This window comes from Paenibacillus swuensis (assembly GCF_001644605.1).
Lineage (GTDB): Bacteria > Bacillota > Bacilli > Paenibacillales > DY6 > Paenibacillus_N > Paenibacillus_N swuensis.
On sequence record NZ_CP011388.1, the window covers coordinates 4,738,456 to 4,755,807 of the forward strand.

Below are 17,352 nucleotides of genomic sequence, written 5' to 3' on the forward strand. Positions count from 1 at the left end.
GAAGTTTTCCCGTATGTAGAAACATTTCAATCTTTCACGGAACAACGAACATATTTCCCACATTCAACGACATCTTTATTCATTGCCGGGTTGAACTTGCCGCGGCTTGACGAAATTCCGTAGGCAGCAATCCGGTTTCCTCTCTGAATATGCGGCTGAAATAACGGGTATCGTCATATCCGCACAAAGTGGCAATCGTTCCTACTTGTGTATCCGTCTGCAATAACAATTGCTTGGCTTTGGCCAATTTCAGATCCTTGCAATATTGCTGAAACGGCTTCCCTACGATGTCCTTAAAGCTCTGGGAGAAATAACTCCGGCTTAAATGGTATTTGCGAGCAAGCTCATCCTGACTGTAATCCACCGCGTAATCTTTAGAAATATACTCAACGGCCTCCAGTATCCGTTCCACAATGTCGCGTGAATAAGCAAATTCCTTCTCCTGTCGAACTAACAGTTGCTTCTTTACCCGCTCAAGCCAGCTAATCCAATCCTGCCAATATAAACAATGCTCGAAGCCTTGGCTCGTTTGAGATAAGTTAGGTATGAGCGAAGACCATCTGGAATATGCGGAGTAAAATACGGCCCGGACTAGTCTTGGATGCAGGTGAAGCCTGCGAAGTTCCATAAGGAGCTGATTGTAAGCAGCATCGTTGTATAACCAAGCTAATGAATTTGTGCAGAAATCACTGCCTGCTTTGACATCCGCCTCATTCTCATTAAACGCGGGATAAGCCTCATTTAAATGTAAATATGTCGTATTTTCCGGATATTCCTCATAGAACAGCGCGGCGTCCTTCAACCTCTGGACACGTTTAGCCAGATTACTCGGATCTGTATATCTCAGCCCTTCTACCCTGATTTGGAACCATCGGGCGGCATCCGGCGGTACCACAGCTTCCCCGCCAAGCACCAGTTTAAATCCCAAATCGATGTCCACTACAGTCCTGCCCTGAATATCCCAATCCGCATCTGATAGCGTGGACACTTCAATCCCGGGTCGAACCGCATACATGAAACCCTGGTCCGCTCCGTATTCACCGGAATCCTGTTTCGTCGCCATCTTCCCTGTAATCCGCTTTAACACTTCTTCCATCATATCTTCTTCCAGTTCCAGCTTTACAATATAATCAATAGCGCCCATTCGTAACGCTTTCTGGATAAACTTAAAGTCTTCATGACAGGTAAGGACCACGATTTTAATATGCGGATGAAGAGTACGCACCTGTTCTATCAGTTCGAATCCGCCCATAACGGGCATCGTCAAATCCGTGAACAGAAGATCGACCTGCGCGGTTAACAACGTTTCCAAGGCAGCTTTACCGTTGCGCTCCTCGGCAACAATCTCTATATTGTATTTGTGGAGCGGCATCGTCGAAATAAACCCTTTGCGTACCAGCCTTTCATCATCAACAATCATGGCTCTGATCATGGCTTAACCTCCTCCGACATTCGGGTAAGGGGCAGCGTAAACAGAAACCGCGTCCCCTTCCCTTGGCTGCTTTCTACTCGAAGCTCCGTTCCCATATGCACTTTAAGCATCCGATCCACGAATTTCACCCCGATGCCCAGCCCTACTTGCTTTTCTTGCTCTTCAGAATGAAGCAAGACAGCAATTTCATCAGCAGTCATACCTCTTCCGTTATCCCACACTTCAACTAAACATTCGTCGCTATTATGCGTTTGAATACGTACGCCAATCAATCCCTGACCATCCTCCAAACCATGGTATAGGGCATTTTCCAGCAATGGCTGCAGAACGAACCTCGGTATTCTAACCGTCTCCAAGCCTTGATCCATATCGATATGTACTTTGAACTCATAATCGTACCGGATTTGCTGCAATTCCACATAATCCTTCAGCGCGGCCACTTCTTCCTTCATGGTGACCACGGTCCCGTTCTTTCCGATATTGTAACGTAACAGTTTGTAGAACAAGGTAACCAGCTTATATATTTCATCATGACCGGCTTGCCTTGCCAGCCATTGTATTGTGTTCAATGTATTGTATAAGAAATGGGGATTCATCTGAGAAACAAGCTTCTCCACTTCCAGATGACGTTTCTCCTTTTCCTGATGCTCCACCTCCAGAAGCAATTTCCAGATCCGTTGTCTCATCCAGGAAAATTTGTTCAACACTTGATCAAACTCAGGAATTGAGGTTTTTTCGATTTCGGTATGAAAATTACTGTCCGCTAGGGATTGAATTTGTCTGTTGAGATGAATCAAAGGACCATAAATCATCTTCCAGATGGCAAAGCCAATCATTAATGCGAGAATGAGCGTGCAGACAATACCTAACGTAAACAGCACCATCCATTGATTAATTTCTCGGTTGAAACCGGCGATGGGAATCGCTGTAAGAACACTCCAGCCCATCACGCTGGTTTCTTTATAGAAGTAATAGCCCTTGTGCGCGATGCGATCTTTATTTCCGAATGAAGGCAATGTTGTGGCATGCCCCGTTTTCTTTCGTAAACCGTCATAGATATACTTGCCATTCCCATCCGTTAACAGGTGATGAGCTTCATAACCGAATTGGTTATCGACCAATAATTTGCTCGCTTCCGACAAATTAGACTCAATGGAAATATAAGCGGGTCTGTTAGTGGCCAAGGACAATTTACGACTTACCGAAAACACGAGCTTGCGCGGATTGGTATCATATTGTGTTTCATGAGGGCCGTGGAACGTAACGTTATCAATAGCGGACAGGACAGGCAATCGTTCAGGCGCGGCATCCGTCCTTACAGAAATGCTGGGAAATTGAATATCCGTCCCGGGAAAATAGACCATCATAAAGCCAAGCGCGGGGTTCGTAAAGTTGTATAGATTGTAGATTCGTTTAAGCTCGCCGATAAGTTCAAATCTTCGAAAAACATCATCATACGGCGTATCCTTGTCAAAAAGTCGAATTAACTCCGAGTCCAAGGCAAACCGCTGTGACGTATAATTCAGATTAAACAGCACCGTTTCAATATTTTCTTTCATTCTAATTTCCGACTGTCTGATCCCCTTATCAATCTTATTATTCAAAATGGAGTAAATGGAATAGTAGGATAGTATCCCAATGATGACTAAAGGCACCAATGAAATGAAAATAAGGAGCAGATTCAGCCTATATTTCAGCGTTCTCGGTTTAGTAAACAGATTCATTAAACAGATCTCCTTTGGTGGGGAAAAAAGAAGGCAGGAGAACCTCCGCCTTCTTCCACAGCATGAATTAATAGAAATAGTTTAATGGATATACTTGGTTTTGTCTGTACCGGGTAAGTCTTATTTATCTATGCCGAACGCCTGAAATTCATATATTCTGACCGTGTTGTACTGACCTTGCTCGGCCTTGGTGACGGACAACCGGACATACCGCGCATCCGCCGGCGAGATTGTATGCGTAGTGGTATTGGCTGTGTTCCCGGTTACGGTAACTCGGTTCGTCCAGTTCACACCGTCCATACTCGTATCAATGGTGAAATCCTTCGTATTGGCATTCGCCGTTTCTCCGCCGGATCCAGCATGGCCTACGACGAATTTACTTAACGTTTTCACAGCGCGTAAGTCCACTTTCAACCACTTCACGGCATTTCCGTTATTGTTACACCACTTCGTGTTCGGATAGAAACCGAATCCGTCCACCGCGCTTGAACCGGAGGAATCGAAGGAACAGTTACCGTCCACCGTTGCAGGTTGATTGAGCGCAACGTTCGTTAATCGGAGCACCTTAAACTCATAGATCCGTGCAGCGTTGTTGCCGCTCTGTTCGGCTTGCGTAATGTTTAACCGGACATATCTTGCTTGCACCGCATTGATCGTATGCGTTGTTGCGGATGAAGTGTTATTGTTGACAGACACCTGAGGAGTCCAGTTTGTGCCGTCATTGGAGGTGAGAATTTCGAAAGCTTTCGTGTTGTAACTACCGCTCTCATTCCCCGATCCTGCGTGACCGACATAGAACTTCGTGATATCATAGCTCGTTCCAAAATCCACCTGTAACCATTTGGCTGCTGTGCCCGCACACCATTTCGTAAATTGCTGTCCGTCAAAAGCTTTAGCCGCGGATTCACCCGCGTTGCAGGAACCGCTGGCCGAGTACACCGGCGGGTGAGTCAAGTCCCATACCAGACTCCCGAACGGCGTCAGGTTCGTCGGCTTCGCTACACCGTCCGTCCGATCGACACAAGAGATATTGCCGCAAGTTACGGTGACATGATCATTCATCAGGTCTCCCGAGAAAGCGTGCCAAGAGATTCGGCCGATATTGTTAGGAACGACTTCATTCTTAATGACCGAGGCAACCCCTGTATTGTTAAAGGTTCCGTTGTACATCCCGTATTCGCCTACATGGAACGAGAGGCCTTTAGCAAATACACGATCCTTGAAATCGGTGAAGCGGGTCTTTCCGTTCGACAGTACCGCATCGCCATATTGCCAGCCCCCGTACATGTGGATCGAAAATGTTAAATTCTTCAGGGGATCGTGGTTGAGCAGCGTTTGTCCGTGTGACAGCAAGCCGCTTTCAGAATCGCCGATTTGCGAGCCGTTGTAAGTGACGGTGTCATTAGCGAAGTTATCACCGTCGACGATAATGATACTTTCGTTGCCGGTGCTCCGAATCGCATCAATCACTCGTTTGTGGGTGTCCACATATTGTTGAGGTACTGGATTATGATTGTATCCGGGTTCATTCATCACATTAAACCACAGATAACTGCCTTTGGGATGGTTCTTATACCGCGTCGCTAGATCTTTGTGAAAGTCCGCTAATTCCGTAAGGGAAGGCGTTGTCGTGTCCGTGTAATAGCTTCCGGAGAAATCATGAGCTTCAACCTGGACAACCACGTTATTGTTAATGTATTTATCGATTAGATTGTATAGATATTGCTTATCCTTATGGTATTGGGTTCCTCCTATTTTATTGTTAACCCGCACCGTGTTGAATTTCCATACATTCTTGATCGTATTTAACCAGGAGTCCGTTGACATGTCCAGCTCCCACACCCAGTTATACCCGCTAATATTCGTTCCGTTGATGATAAATGGATTGCCGTTCGGATCGATGATCTGATTGCCTTCAATGTGAAATTTACCTGTAGCAGCCGCCTCCGCCTTGTTCATGAAACCCCCAGCATGGCCAAACATCAGTGTGAAACACCATACCAATAACAGCAACTTGATACCTGTCTTCTTCATCATTCCAACACTCCTTTAACTCGCAGATTAGTCCGAGACTCTATTGCCTAAAGCGGTGTTTCGCTTGACATTTCACCTCCAATCGTAATTTGATAACGTTTACAATTTTTAGTGTAGCATTCCGATGCGGGATTCATAAGGGGAGCCGTGTAGACATTCGGTGTGAAAAGTGTTGCAATTGTGGATCAAAAAAAGACTGAACCGTTAATCTCGTTCAGCCAGTTGTTTTTTTGCTTTTTAAGCCCGCTCCATCAAACGATATTGTCTTGGCGATACCCCCGTCCATTTCTTAAAGGCGTTCTGAAACGCGCTAGGCTCTGAATAATGCAGCAAATAGGCAACATCCGCGACGGAATGGTCCGGTTTGCTTAAGTAGCTGATGGCCAACTCTTTGCGGACACTTGTCGCTAAATCGTTGTAAGAAGTATTCTCTTCTTTCAGCTTAGCCTGCAGCGTCCGGGTACTGAGCCGGAGTGCATCCGCCGTTTGGCCCAAGGAGGGAAGAGTTGACGGCATACAGGAGAGCATCCATTGAAACACTTGATCCGATAATGCGCTGCCCCGGGTTAGCTTCGCTTTCGTCTCCTCCGCAATCCCTTCGAACATCCGAAGCATCTTCGGATCCGAATAAACAATGGGAGCGTCCAACACATCCCTGTTCATACGCAACACGTTTTCTTTACATTCGAACTTGGGAATGACGCCGAATACAGCCCGATACGGTTCCAGGTTATCCGGCGCCCCGTGTGCGAACTCCACGTCATGGAGAGGGATTCGCCGACCGCTCATTTTCACAATAAATTGATAGATTGAACTAGCCATATCTTCCATACAATGCCTGGAGGCTCTTCCGCTTGAAGTCACCATAATGAACCTCAACAGCAACTGATCTCCCTGCGACTCCCATTCCAGGTTAAACTCGCTGCTTATAAGCACATTATATCTTTGATAAGCTTCCAGCGCTTGAGCAACATGACCTGAATGCATCATGACATAACCGAGAACCCCCAAATCAACCACATCCGTTATCTGTCCCTGATGAAGTCCGAAGTGTTCATCGTTCGTATACTCCGCTGCCGCGTAAATCAGCCTTTCCAGCTCTGTCGCAAGAATCCGGTACTCCACGTCACGCAACAGCTCATGGTCAAAAGAAACGTAACGACAAAACTGTTCCGGATCATACCCCTTATGCATGATGGATTTCATGATCGGATGCACCATCGATATGGAAATGCCATGGCGAAGCATGCGAACTCCTCCTTTTTGCGTAAATCATCAACTTTTCAGCGCCTGAAATCATTTCTGTAAATGACAAAACATTCTAAGATGAGTATAGCACTGAAACCGAGAGGAGAATTACGATGACAAAGAAAAAAATTCTAGTGATTAACGGTCACCCCGATCCGCAAAGCTATGGTTCCGCATTATCACAAGCTTACCTCGAGGGGGCTTCGGGCAGTACAACTGAAGTTCAACTTCTGGAGTTAAATCGACTGAAATTCCAACTGAATTTACAATACGGCTACCGCCAAAGAACGGAATTGGAACCTGATTTATTGAAGGCTCGCGAGTTAATCCAATGGGCGGATCATCTGGTTTTGATTTATCCAACTTGGTGGGGTTCGACGCCGGCCCTGCTGAAAGGTTTTATTGACCGTGTATTCCTGCCGGGATTCGCTTTTCAATTCAAGGAAGGCTCTTCTGCGAAATGGGATAAACTTTTAAGCGGCAAGTCTGCGCATCTGATCGTAACCTCCGACACCCCCTCATGGTTGAACCGGCTTATGTATCGACGGGCCGGACTCATGGTCATGAAACGGAATACGCTGCAATTTTGCGGGATCAATCCGGTTCAAATTACAGAAATTAACCCGGTGAGTTCCTCCTCGGCGGAGTTTCGGACCAAATGGCTTGAGAAGGTAAAGAAGCTGGGTTCCATTAAGAACAAGTAGTTGGCCCACAGGACGAGACTTCATTTATCGGAACACTTCTAATACTACTACTTATATTTGTACAGCAAGTTTCCTGGTAATCGGCGGCCGGTGTGTTCGGGATGGAACAAACACCGGTTTCCGGAAGGTGAAGCTTCACTTCCCGAGCTGCTTCAAAGTCGCCTGATAATGCGGCGACAACGCTGCGAACCTGTTCGTAGCCGGTCGCAAGTAAGAATGTCGGGGCGCGGCCATAACTTTTGGATCCAACAATATAGAAATTCTTCTCTGGCTGGCGAAGCTCGGACTCACCGTGCGGACGAACTGTGCCGCAACTATGGATATTGGGATCAATTAAATCCGCCAGTTGGGAGACGGATTCAACAGCAGTATCCGCAGTAAAGCGCAGTTCACGTATGAATGAGAAATCTGGTCTGGCTCCAGTCGCTACGATTATTTCATCAATCTTATCAATGGAATAGGCTTGAGTTAATTTCGTACCATGCAGTGAAAGCGTTGATGTTTCTTCATTGTTCATAATTTGCTGGATGAGAAACGGCGTGTGAACCAATATATTTCCATTCTGTACATATTGGTTCGCGCGGGTTCCAAGTTCCCCTCTTGCGGGTAAACCATCGTTTTCACCGCCGCCAAAAGCGTCAGATACATTCTGTTTTCTAAGCACCCAATGGATGGTGGTTTCCGGAATGTGGAGTTTCAGTTCATGAAGCAGTGTAAGGGACTGAATAGCAGAGTGACCACTGCCTATAACCGCAATGTTTTTGCCGGAATAACGTTGTTTGCTTAATCCCAATATATCTGGAATGCCATACATAATGTGATCCGCATGCTCCTGTTCACCGTCTGCAGGATTACCGTTTGCACTGATCGGGTTCGGGGTTAACCAAGTCCCTGTTGCATCAATAACGGCGGAGGCTTCTGTACGATTTACTTGTCCTTGATTCTCGTATTCAATGATGAAGGGTGCTTGCTCACGACCAGCCGTTTTCATTTTATCGAAACCTTTGCGGTAAATCGCTTTAACCTTTGACTCAAGATGAATAAATGGCTTGATCGAATCTAATTGCGATAGCGGCTCTAGATAAAGTTGGACCAGCTCTTTACCCGTAGGCATCCGATCTTGCGGGGGTTCGCTCCAATCCGTTTCAATAAGGAGCTCCTTAGCAGACGAGTCGATATTAAACTCCCAAGGAGAAAACATCCTAACGTGTTCCCAGCTAAGAACAGAAGCCCCCACCTGACTGCCTCTCTCAAAAAGAACAAAAGGTTTGTTTCGCTTCACAAGTTGAGCAGCAGCCGCTAAAGCTATAGGACCTCCTCCTATAATTGCGGTGGGTAACTGATTAGACATATATAATTCCTCCCTATTTACATTATTATCATCATATAACATAGTTGCAAAATGCAATTATAAACTTTTAAAAAAACCTCCATTATTTAGAAGGTACACAACATTGTTTCATCGCTTCATTTAACAATTTAATCGAACGAATCACAGTCTCTTTTTCAAACTCTGACAGCTTGGAGAGAACACCTTGAAGTTGAGCATTCACGGTAAAGTTAATGTTATTCTCCATTTCCAATCCTTCTGGCGTCAATGACAAGATGTTAATACGGTTGTCATCCGGGTGAGGTGTTTTCTTTACTAGACTTTTATCAACCAAAGTTTTCACCTGTCTGCTGAAAGTTGTAATGTCAATCCCCAGAGCTCCCGCAATTTCCTGCATAGAAGGGTTATGCTGCCGATTTACTTCGTATAGGATATGACTTTGTACAATCGATATCTCTTGTCCACAGCAGGTATCGCAACATTGCTCATTTAGTAAACCAAAGTTTCTAGAAAGGATTTGAAATATATTCCGTACATTTTCCATGGTTATAACCTCCTAACTCATTTATACCCATATTATTTGCATTTTGCAAGTTAATTATTATTTATAGTCAAACAGGTATATGGATGCTCTTCGGCGTTTTATGCAGTTAAAATAATTACTTGCTTATATAACGCATTGATTATATACTTTCCACATAAAGGAGGCTGCCTATGGAAGATCGGATTATGGAGATGGCAGAAGATTTAAAGTTGTTAGCGGATAAGACCCGGCTTTCTATTGTTGCCTTGCTAAAGGAACGAGAGCTTTGCGTTTGTGATATTACCGATATCACAGGAATGTCTCAACCCAATGCCAGTCAACATTTGCGAAAGCTTAAGATGGCCGGAATGGTGAATGAAAGTAAAAGGGGACAGTGGGTTTATTATTCGCTGGTTACGACAGATAAACCTTATCTCGAGTGTTTATATGGTAGCCTTCCCAGCATGAAGGAGAAAATTGATGCCGTGAAAGGCTGTTGTGAGGTTGGGGAGGACGTATGACATCTTTAGCTATTATTATATTTTTAATTACTTTAACATTGGTGATTTGGCAGCCTAAAGGACTGAACATCGGTTGGTCCGCTGCAGGCGGAGCCATTCTGGCTCTATTATTCGGTGTTGTGAGTTTGGGTGATGTGTGGACCGTTACAGGCATCGTGTGGAACGCTACGCTTGCGTTTGTAGCCATCATTCTCATATCTCTAATCCTGGATGAGATTGGTTTCTTCGAATGGTCTGCTCTGCATATGGCCAGACTTGCGAAGGGCAACGGAAAGCTTATGTTCGTATATGTCATTTTGCTGGGAGCAGCGGTATCTTCTCTATTCGCAAATGACGGAGCCGCATTGATCTTGACTCCGATTGTCCTTGCTATGGTAAGAGCCTTAAAGTTCGATGATAAAATGATTCTGCCGTTTATAATGGCCAGCGGATTTATTGCAGACACCACATCTCTTCCGCTCGTTGTAAGCAACCTGGTTAACATTGTATCCGCGGATTATTTCGGAATAACTTTCTTGCAATACGCAAGCCGCATGATCATACCTAATTTCTTTTCGCTCGCAGCGAGTATTCTCGTGTTATATCTTTATTTCCGCAAGAGCATACCGACGAATTACAATGTATCAGAACTTAAGCAACCTCATGAAGCGATCAAAGATGCGAAGCTGTTTCGATTATCGTGGATCATTCTTGGCATTCTGCTTGTTGCTTACCTATCCAGCGAATTTATCGGTGTTCCGGTTTCCTTTGTAGCCGGAGCGGTTGCAATCTTGTTCATCCTTGCTGCAAGAAGAAGTCCTGCAATCCATACCGGCAAGCTGGTTAAGGAAGCTCCGTGGGCTGTCGTTGTGTTCTCTATCGGAATGTATGTCGTCATTTATGGACTGCGTAACGTCGGACTCACAGATTTATTAGGAGATGTTATTCAACAAGTTGCCGATCAAGGACTCTTTGCCGCTACCTTAGGTATGGGCTTTATTGCCGCGGTCATTTCATCCGTCATGAATAACATGCCTACCGTTATGATTGATGCCCTCGCTATTGAAGGAACCAATACAAATGGGATCATACGAGAAGCTCTTATTTACGCGAACGTCATTGGCAGTGATTTAGGTCCTAAGATTACCCCTATAGGTTCTTTGGCCACACTTCTGTGGTTGCATGTATTGTCTCGTAAAGGCGTAAAAATCACTTGGGGCTACTACTTTAAAGTTGGGATTATTCTTACGATTCCAACGTTGCTTATCACCCTGCTCGGACTTTACCTGTGGCTTTCATATATTATCGCGGCAAGTGTGAATATATGGGTGTCCATTGCGATCATTACTCTCGTGATTGCTCTGATTTCCGGGTTGATCCTGATAGCAGTAAACAAGAGACAGAATAAAGAAGGTCAACAAAGCAACTAAATACATTAATCATTTAAAGGAGAATTATTTCATGGAGAAAAAACCGCTTGTTTACTTTTTGTGCACAGGAAATTCATGCAGAAGTCAAATTGCGGATGGATTTTTACAACAACTTGGCGGTCATAAATATGAAGTGAAAAGCGCAGGCTTGGAGGCGCATGGACTAAATCCCCGTGCTGTAGAGACTATGAAAGAAGCAGGAATTGATATCTCCAAGAACACGTCTGATGTAATTGATCCTGATCTGTTGGCAGACGCGGACTATATTATTACTCTGTGCGGTCATGCGAATGATAATTGTCCTGTAGTTCGCAATGATAAAGCCGTAAGATGGCACTGGGGTTTTGATGATCCCGCCAAAGCGACAGGCACGGAAGAAGAAATTAAGAATCAATTCCGTACGGTTCGTGATTCCATTAAGAAACGTATCGAACAATTTGTAGAGGAAGGCAAGTAGCGTTTGGATCATTCAAAAAGGAGTGCAATATATGACTAGAGACAAAAAATATCACGCCTTATATGAAGATAAAATCTTCATGGGCGGAGCTGCGGACGTTAAAGATATGGTATTAAACGAAGGTATTGATGTAGTTGTAGATTTACGCGCGGAGTCTGTTGAATGTTCCTATCCGGAGGCGAGCGTAGAATGGGTTAAAATCCCGTTGGGTGACAACGCTGCCGGCAGTCAGGAGAACTTATTCCGATCCGCCATTGATGCCGTAGTGGGGGCTTACCGCGAAGGTAAAAAGGTCGCTTTTCACTGCGGCGGAGGTAAAGGCAGAACGGGTACTGTAGCTATAGGCACACTGCTTGAACTTGGTGAAGCGAGTTCTATTGACGAAGCCGAGCTAAAAGCTAAGAACATTCGCAGCATGATTGATGTTAAGCCCGCGCAAAGGGAGTCGCTTGAAAAGCTATATTCGTAATGAGTTAAGACCATAACCAAATAACCTTGGCCAACTAACGGCCAAGGTTATTTTCATATTCGCTGTACCCAAGACGATCCGTTCGGAAGGCGGACCCGTCTTCCTTACTTATTATTACAACCGATATCATCATCCCGGATACGTCAATCTGACGCGGTCTCATACACATCCGGATGCAACGCATGAACAAACGGCGACCATTCGCCAGTCGAATACAGATAAAGTCGATGCATCGCCCGCGTACATGCTGTGTAAAGAAGCTTCCGTTCGTTGTCTCGACCATAAGCTTCGGGCGATGCATCATAGATTAAGACCGCATCGAATTCAATACCCTTTGCGAGATACACGGGAATGATCATGACTCCTTTTTCAAAGTCCTTTGTTTCCTTTGTAACAAGCTGCAGTGCTTCGCTTCCCTGAGTTCGCACTGATTCATAGGCCTCTCTGCTTTCGGCCGCGGTCTTCGTAATGACAGCGATGGATTCGAAGCCCTCAGCCCTGAGCGCCGCGATATCGACAAGAATGCGCGCATCGCGCTTTGACCCGCTGGCTATTCTCCTCAGCAGCGGCTTATGCCCCTCCCTGTCAAATGGTGCGATCTCTCCCCCGTCCGGAAGCATGCCCTTCGTAAATTCAACAATTTCTCTGGTTGAACGATAACTGCGCATAAGGCGAATCAGGCTTGTTTCCGCTTCGCCGTAAAGTCGGATGATCGGCGAATCGGTTGCAGACAGATTGGTGGCTTGCATGAAGATCGCTTGCCCGAAATCGCCGAGCACCGTCATCCGCGCACGAGGAAACAGCTTCTTCATATATTCATATTGAAACGAAGAATAGTCCTGTCCCTCATCGACGAAGACATGCCGAATCTCTGTGTTCGTGCGGACGCCCTCAATTAATTCTTTGAGATATAAATACGGTGTCGCGTCTTCGTGGAACAGCTTGTTGCTGAGCAGCGTTTCCTTGGTTTGTCTGCATATTTCCGGCCAGAGCCCAGGGACGTCGACCCCGTTCGTTTGCTCCCGATAAGCAACTTCGTCAACAAACAATTGGCCATAAATGCTTTTGACATCTACAAACGAGAATTTCTTTACACTTTTCCTAAGCGGTTTGAAATGTTCTTTCACAATCCTTCGGAGGAGTAAGTCTTCCTCTCTCAGGCCGAAGTCAAAGTCGCTTTCATCTCCCCTGCGCTTGTTGTTCATTTTCTCGCGAACGGAGGCGTAAAGCTCCGCAAGATCCAATAACTCTGACTCTTTATGAAGCTCCCCGAAAGCTTCCGCATATTCATCGGTATCCAGATAGTTGAGTTCTTCCTGCACCCAGGACGCATCGCGTTCCGCGCGTTCCAGCTTGGTCAATTCGTCCAGCAGCCATTCCTGCAGCTGAGATATCCGATGATTCAACGGCAGAGTACGTTCATAACTGTAGAATTCGTCGCGCATTCGCTTAACGCTGATCAACTCGCGATCTCGAAATTGAATGCTGTTAAATCGCATACCCTCCCGCCCCAACCATAGGCCATAGTTCTGCAGCGCAAGCAGGAACTCCTCGGAAGCTTTATACTCAATCCCCTGAACACGAGCCTCATATCCCGACGTTCCTTGTTCGGTCAGCACATACTCCGTCTGATCAAAAATATCCTCAGGGCGCAACGTGGACCCCAGCCAATAGTCCAGATATTCCTGAAACGTCGTCTGCTGCATATTTTCTTCGCCAAGCTCCGGCAGAACGGTAGAGATATAACTTACAAACATCGGATTCGGCGAGAAGAGAATAATCTGATCCGCCCTGATCGACTGTCGGTTTTTGTACAACAAATACGCAACCCGTTGCAACGCTGCGGAAGTTTTACCGCTGCCTGCAGCTCCCTGTACGATAAGCATTCGGCTATGATCATTACGGATAATGGCATTTTGTTCCTTCTGGATGGTGGACACGATACTCTTCATTTGCGAGTTCGCGCCTTGGCCAAGCACTTGCTGCAACAATTCGTCTCCAATCGTTTCGCTCGCGTCAAACATATTAACAATGCGCCCGTCATGAATTTGAAACTGCCGTTTAAGCTCCATCCTTCCGTCGATTCGTCCGGACGGTGTATCATATGAAGCCGGTCCGGGTGAATAGTCGTAGTACAGACTGGCAATCGGTGTGCGCCAGTCGTAGATCAGAAAGCTTAATTCGTCTTCGTCGACGAAGGATGATACACCGATATAAACTCGCTCACTATGCTCTGTACCTTCCTCCAGAAAGTCAATACGCCCGAAATAAGGAGACGGGAGCAGACGGTTCATGCTTTTCCAGCGTTGTATCATTTGCTTTTGGACGCGTTCCCGTTCGGCCAACATCGCGGATTGCTGTTGTACAGAGTAAAAGGTATCTTCGAAATCATCCGTGGTAGCCGTATTAATCGTCAGATCTTCCCAGAACCGCTTGCGGATTTCCGCAGCCTGATCTCGCAGTCCAGCAACCTCCGGCTCAAGTTTATCCATACTCGCCTGCAGTTTGTTTCGAACCTGATCAAGCCGATCTTGTTCTAGCACCCATTCCTTTTCTTCCATCAATACCGAACACACTCCTTTTTATTTTTCGGATAAAAAAAGAGCATTGACAAATCAACCTTTCGGATGTACAATAAAATTAGGATAGAATTGCAACGAACCTAATAATTAATTTGTCAATGACGCTACTGATTATATCACAGCGTTTTTTGTTATTCAATTTATTTTTAAATATATGTACAAACGATGATTCTCCATTTTATTTTGGGGGATCATTTTTTAAATTCACCAAATTTTCACAACGGTTGTGAACTATTTCACATACTTTCCTGTATGATAGCAATATAAACCAATTCGAACCGTTTAATCCGTCCACACTGGTGTAATATGTAATAGACTGATTTCGGTTTAATAGAATAGAAACAGGTGAGCTCATGGACCAAGATTCGAACGACAGCAACCGCCGTATTCGCAAACAGGAGAAAACCTTATTCATTGTATGTATCGCAGTGGCGGTCATTATGCTCCTGTCTGTGTTACGCAGAATATTCTAAACCCGTCTAAATCATGATTTCCGTACCAAAAAAGGGAGTTGACCGCAACATGCCGCAATACGATCCGGCCGTCTACAGCCGCATCCTGACGAGCCTTACGCTCGGGTTTCACATCATCTTCGCCACCATCGGCGTCGGCGTTCCGCTGATGATCGCGCTCGCCGAATGGATGGGGATCAAGCGTAACGATCCCCACTACACCTTACTCGCCCGCCGCTGGGCGCGCGGCTTCGTCATTACCGTCGCTGTCGGTGTCGTCACCGGCACCTCCATCGGGATTCAGCTCAGCCTCCTGTGGCCGAGCTTTATGCGCATCGCGGGGCAAGCGATCGCCTTGCCCCTGTTCATGGAGACGTTCGCCTTCTTCGTTGAGGCGATATTCTTGGGCATCTATCTCTATACCTGGGATCGATTCAAGAAACCGATCTATCATTTCTGGTTGAGCATTCCCATCATTCTGGGTTCTTCGGGCTCCGCCATGTTTATCACCATGATGAACTCGTTTATGAACGCGCCCGCGGGCTTTACGCTGGAGGACGGCAAGATTACCAACATTCAACCCATCCTGGCGATGCTTAACCCGGCTACGCCCACGAAGGTGTCGCATGTGCTGTTCTCCGCCTACTTGACCTGTGCTTTCATTCTGGCCGGGATTGCCGCCTATTCCATTCTCAAGGGACGCAAGCACGTTTACTATAAGAAGGCGCTGAAGCTCACCATGACCACTGGCCTGATCTTCGCGATCGGCACAGCCGTAGTCGGCGACTTGTCAGGTAAATATCTGGCCGAATATCAACCGGAGAAGCTGGCTGCCGCGGAGTGGCATTTTGAAACCATCGAGAAAGCGCCTTTAATTCTGGGCGGGATTCTCACGGAGGACAATGAAGTGAAATTCGGGCTCCAAATCCCTTACGCTCTCTCCATTCTGGCACATGGGACGCCCAATGCTGTCGTGAAAGGACTGAATGAATACAAAGCCGAGGATTTGCCGCCCTTATATATCCATTACCTGTTCGACGCGATGGTCGCCATCGGCATGTTCCTGATGCTGCTGACCCTGCTGTACTTCATCCTGCGGAAATGGCGCAAAGGCAATCCGCATCACAGGCTGCTCCTGTGGGCGATCGTCATCGCAGCCCCGCTGTCCGTCTTCGCGATTGAATTCGGCTGGGTATTCTCCGAAGTCGGCCGTCAGCCGTGGATCCTTCGCGGATTCATGCGAACCAACGAGGGAGCCACCACTTCCGAACATGTCGACATCATGCTTTACCTGTTCTTGCTTTTATATCTCGTGCTGGGCATCGCGGTGAGCCGTGTGCTGCGGACCCTGTTCCGTAACAATCCCGCTGAAGCCGAACTGCTCGCGCTTGAGGATTCGGGGGCGGATAAACGATGAGCTATGAACTTTTAGGTATCACGGTCTTATGGACCTTTTTGTACGGCTACCTGATTGTGGCCTCTGTGGACTTCGGCGCCGGTTTCTTCAGTTACTATAGCGAGTTGACCGGCAAGAAGAACGTCATCCACCATATCATCCAGCGTTATTTGTCTCCGGTATGGGAAGTAACCAATGTCTTTCTCATCTTCTTCATGGTGGGTATTGTCGGCTTCTTTCCGGACACGGCCTATTATTACGGAACGGCTTTGCTGATTCCGGGCAGTGTCGCTATCATTCTGTTGGCCATTCGGGGCTCTTACTACGCTTTCGCGAACTACGGTTCGAAGAAAGACAACCGGTTCTATCTGTTCCTTTATGGCGCGACCGGTTTATTGATTCCTGCTTCCTTATCCACCGTGCTGACCTTGTCGGAAGGCGGATTTATTGAGGAACGAGGCAATAAAGTCATCTTTTTGTACGAAAAATTGTTCACCAGCTCCTACTCCTGGTCCGTCGTTCTGCTTGCGATTGTCAGTGTGTTGTATATCTCAGCTGTGTTCCTGACGTATTATGCCAGCCGGGCGAATGACGGTGCGGCTTTACAACTCCTGCGCCGATACGCGCTCGGTTGGAGCATGCCGACAATTCTCTCCTCCATGCTGGTGTTCTTTGCGATTTCGCGGCATAACCCGGTGCATTTTGAACGTATGGTGGATCTGTTTTGGATGTTTGCGCTATCCTTTATCTGTTTCGCGGTTGCCGTTTATCTCGTATGGACACGCAAAGCTTACGGGCTGGCGTTCGTGTTCGTGATGCTTCAATTCGCATTCGCTTTCTTCGGTTACGGGGCCGCGCATATGCCGCATATTCTGTACCCTTACTTAACGATTTATGATAACTTCACGAACGATACGATGGCCGTCGCGCTTATTGTCGTATTCATTCTCGGATTATTGGTGCTCATTCCATCCCTGGCATTACTCATGCGATTGTTCCTGTTTGATGCCAAATATGTGCAAGGACAGACCAAGCCTGCCAAGTAACAACATTTCATACTCACACGTGCAA

General features: G+C 46.4%; 14 protein-coding genes. 7 read left to right on the top strand and 7 right to left on the bottom strand.

Going from position 1 to position 17,352, the window contains the following annotated elements; translation table 11 throughout:
* Nucleotides 1-79 precede the first annotated feature (79 nt).
* The 4 genes from SY83_RS21365 to SY83_RS21380 all read right to left on the bottom strand — a co-directional run bounded on the left by SY83_RS21365 (nucleotide 80) and on the right by SY83_RS21380 (nucleotide 6,438).
* Complete coding sequence (locus tag SY83_RS21365; protein WP_068610226.1) at nucleotides 80-1,432, bottom strand: helix-turn-helix domain-containing protein; 1,353 nt, start codon at nucleotides 1,430-1,432, stop codon at nucleotides 80-82.
* On the bottom strand, nucleotides 1,429-3,156 hold the full coding sequence (locus tag SY83_RS21370; RefSeq protein ID WP_068610228.1) for a sensor histidine kinase: 1,728 nt from the start codon (nucleotides 3,154-3,156) through the stop codon (nucleotides 1,429-1,431). The genes SY83_RS21365 and SY83_RS21370 overlap by 4 nt, the downstream gene beginning before the upstream one ends.
* 120 nt (nucleotides 3,157-3,276) lie before the next feature.
* The gene (locus SY83_RS21375; protein WP_068610230.1) at nucleotides 3,277-5,193 is read right to left on the bottom strand and encodes a discoidin domain-containing protein; all 1,917 of its coding nucleotides are present in this window, start codon (nucleotides 5,191-5,193) and stop codon (nucleotides 3,277-3,279) included.
* A gap of 234 nt (nucleotides 5,194-5,427) precedes the next feature.
* Nucleotides 5,428-6,438: an AraC family transcriptional regulator gene (locus tag SY83_RS21380; protein ID WP_068610233.1), complete on the bottom strand. Its 1,011-nt coding sequence runs from the start codon at nucleotides 6,436-6,438 to the stop codon at nucleotides 5,428-5,430.
* Between the two features lie 113 nt (nucleotides 6,439-6,551).
* On the opposite strand from SY83_RS21380, the gene SY83_RS21385 reads away from it, so the two are divergent.
* On the top strand, nucleotides 6,552-7,142 hold the full coding sequence (locus SY83_RS21385; protein WP_068610235.1) for an NAD(P)H-dependent oxidoreductase: 591 nt from the start codon (nucleotides 6,552-6,554) through the stop codon (nucleotides 7,140-7,142).
* Here the strand turns inward: SY83_RS21385 and SY83_RS21390 are convergent.
* Nucleotides 7,129-8,493: an NAD(P)-binding domain-containing protein gene (locus SY83_RS21390; protein WP_068610238.1), complete on the bottom strand. Its 1,365-nt coding sequence runs from the start codon at nucleotides 8,491-8,493 to the stop codon at nucleotides 7,129-7,131. The two genes, SY83_RS21385 and SY83_RS21390, sit on opposite strands and share 14 nt — an antisense overlap.
* 82 nt (nucleotides 8,494-8,575) lie before the next feature.
* Nucleotides 8,576-9,016, bottom strand: a complete 441-nt coding sequence (locus SY83_RS21395; protein WP_068610240.1) for a MarR family winged helix-turn-helix transcriptional regulator — start codon at nucleotides 9,014-9,016, stop codon at nucleotides 8,576-8,578.
* Between the two features lie 170 nt (nucleotides 9,017-9,186).
* Between SY83_RS21395 and SY83_RS21400 the strand changes: the two genes are divergently transcribed.
* Genes SY83_RS21400 through SY83_RS21415 form a run of 4 tightly spaced genes read left to right on the top strand, consistent with a single transcriptional unit; the run spans nucleotide 9,187 to nucleotide 11,851 of the window.
* Entirely contained in the window at nucleotides 9,187-9,516 is a 330-nt protein-coding gene (locus SY83_RS21400) for an ArsR/SmtB family transcription factor (RefSeq protein ID WP_068610242.1), read from the top strand.
* The gene (locus SY83_RS21405) at nucleotides 9,513-10,925 is read left to right on the top strand and encodes an arsenic transporter (protein ID WP_068610244.1); all 1,413 of its coding nucleotides are present in this window, start codon (nucleotides 9,513-9,515) and stop codon (nucleotides 10,923-10,925) included. The genes SY83_RS21400 and SY83_RS21405 overlap by 4 nt, the downstream gene beginning before the upstream one ends.
* Before the next feature lie 31 nt (nucleotides 10,926-10,956).
* Nucleotides 10,957-11,382 carry an arsenate reductase (thioredoxin) gene (arsC, locus tag SY83_RS21410; protein ID WP_068610247.1) on the top strand — a complete coding sequence of 142 codons (426 nt, stop codon included), beginning with the start codon at nucleotides 10,957-10,959 and terminating at the stop codon, nucleotides 11,380-11,382.
* Between the two features lie 31 nt (nucleotides 11,383-11,413).
* A complete protein-coding gene (locus SY83_RS21415) occupies nucleotides 11,414-11,851 on the top strand; it encodes a protein-tyrosine phosphatase family protein (protein ID WP_068610249.1) in 438 nt (145 codons plus the stop codon).
* A 143-nt stretch (nucleotides 11,852-11,994) separates the two neighbouring features.
* On the opposite strand, the gene helD is transcribed toward SY83_RS21415, so the two are convergent.
* A complete protein-coding gene (gene helD / locus SY83_RS21420; protein ID WP_068610251.1) occupies nucleotides 11,995-14,412 on the bottom strand; it encodes an RNA polymerase recycling motor HelD in 2,418 nt (805 codons plus the stop codon).
* 543 nt (nucleotides 14,413-14,955) lie between these two features.
* Between helD and SY83_RS21425 the strand changes: the two genes are divergently transcribed.
* Both SY83_RS21425 and SY83_RS21430 read left to right on the top strand, forming a co-directional pair.
* Nucleotides 14,956-16,302, top strand: a complete 1,347-nt coding sequence (locus SY83_RS21425; RefSeq protein WP_068610254.1) for a cytochrome ubiquinol oxidase subunit I — start codon at nucleotides 14,956-14,958, stop codon at nucleotides 16,300-16,302.
* On the top strand, nucleotides 16,299-17,327 hold the full coding sequence (locus SY83_RS21430) for a cytochrome d ubiquinol oxidase subunit II (protein WP_068610256.1): 1,029 nt from the start codon (nucleotides 16,299-16,301) through the stop codon (nucleotides 17,325-17,327). The genes SY83_RS21425 and SY83_RS21430 overlap by 4 nt, the downstream gene beginning before the upstream one ends.
* Nucleotides 17,328-17,352: the final 25 nt, after the last annotated feature.

Coding starts and splice junctions, on each gene's coding strand:
- SY83_RS21385 (WP_068610235.1), top strand. CDS start 6,552: ATGACAAAGAAAAAAATTCTAGTGATTAACGGTCACCCCGATCCGCAA.
- SY83_RS21365 (WP_068610226.1), bottom strand. CDS start 1,432: ATGATCAGAGCCATGATTGTTGATGATGAAAGGCTGGTACGCAAAGGG.
- SY83_RS21380 (WP_068610233.1), bottom strand. CDS start 6,438: ATGCTTCGCCATGGCATTTCCATATCGATGGTGCATCCGATCATGAAA.
- SY83_RS21395 (WP_068610240.1), bottom strand. CDS start 9,016: ATGGAAAATGTACGGAATATATTTCAAATCCTTTCTAGAAACTTTGGT.
- SY83_RS21425 (WP_068610254.1), top strand. CDS start 14,956: ATGCCGCAATACGATCCGGCCGTCTACAGCCGCATCCTGACGAGCCTT.
- SY83_RS21400 (WP_068610242.1), top strand. CDS start 9,187: ATGGAAGATCGGATTATGGAGATGGCAGAAGATTTAAAGTTGTTAGCG.
- SY83_RS21405 (WP_068610244.1), top strand. CDS start 9,513: ATGACATCTTTAGCTATTATTATATTTTTAATTACTTTAACATTGGTG.
- SY83_RS21430 (WP_068610256.1), top strand. CDS start 16,299: ATGAGCTATGAACTTTTAGGTATCACGGTCTTATGGACCTTTTTGTAC.
- SY83_RS21375 (WP_068610230.1), bottom strand. CDS start 5,193: ATGATGAAGAAGACAGGTATCAAGTTGCTGTTATTGGTATGGTGTTTC.
- helD (WP_068610251.1), bottom strand. CDS start 14,412: ATGGAAGAAAAGGAATGGGTGCTAGAACAAGATCGGCTTGATCAGGTT.
- SY83_RS21390 (WP_068610238.1), bottom strand. CDS start 8,493: ATGTCTAATCAGTTACCCACCGCAATTATAGGAGGAGGTCCTATAGCT.
- arsC (WP_068610247.1), top strand. CDS start 10,957: ATGGAGAAAAAACCGCTTGTTTACTTTTTGTGCACAGGAAATTCATGC.
- SY83_RS21415 (WP_068610249.1), top strand. CDS start 11,414: ATGACTAGAGACAAAAAATATCACGCCTTATATGAAGATAAAATCTTC.
- SY83_RS21370 (WP_068610228.1), bottom strand. CDS start 3,156: ATGAATCTGTTTACTAAACCGAGAACGCTGAAATATAGGCTGAATCTG.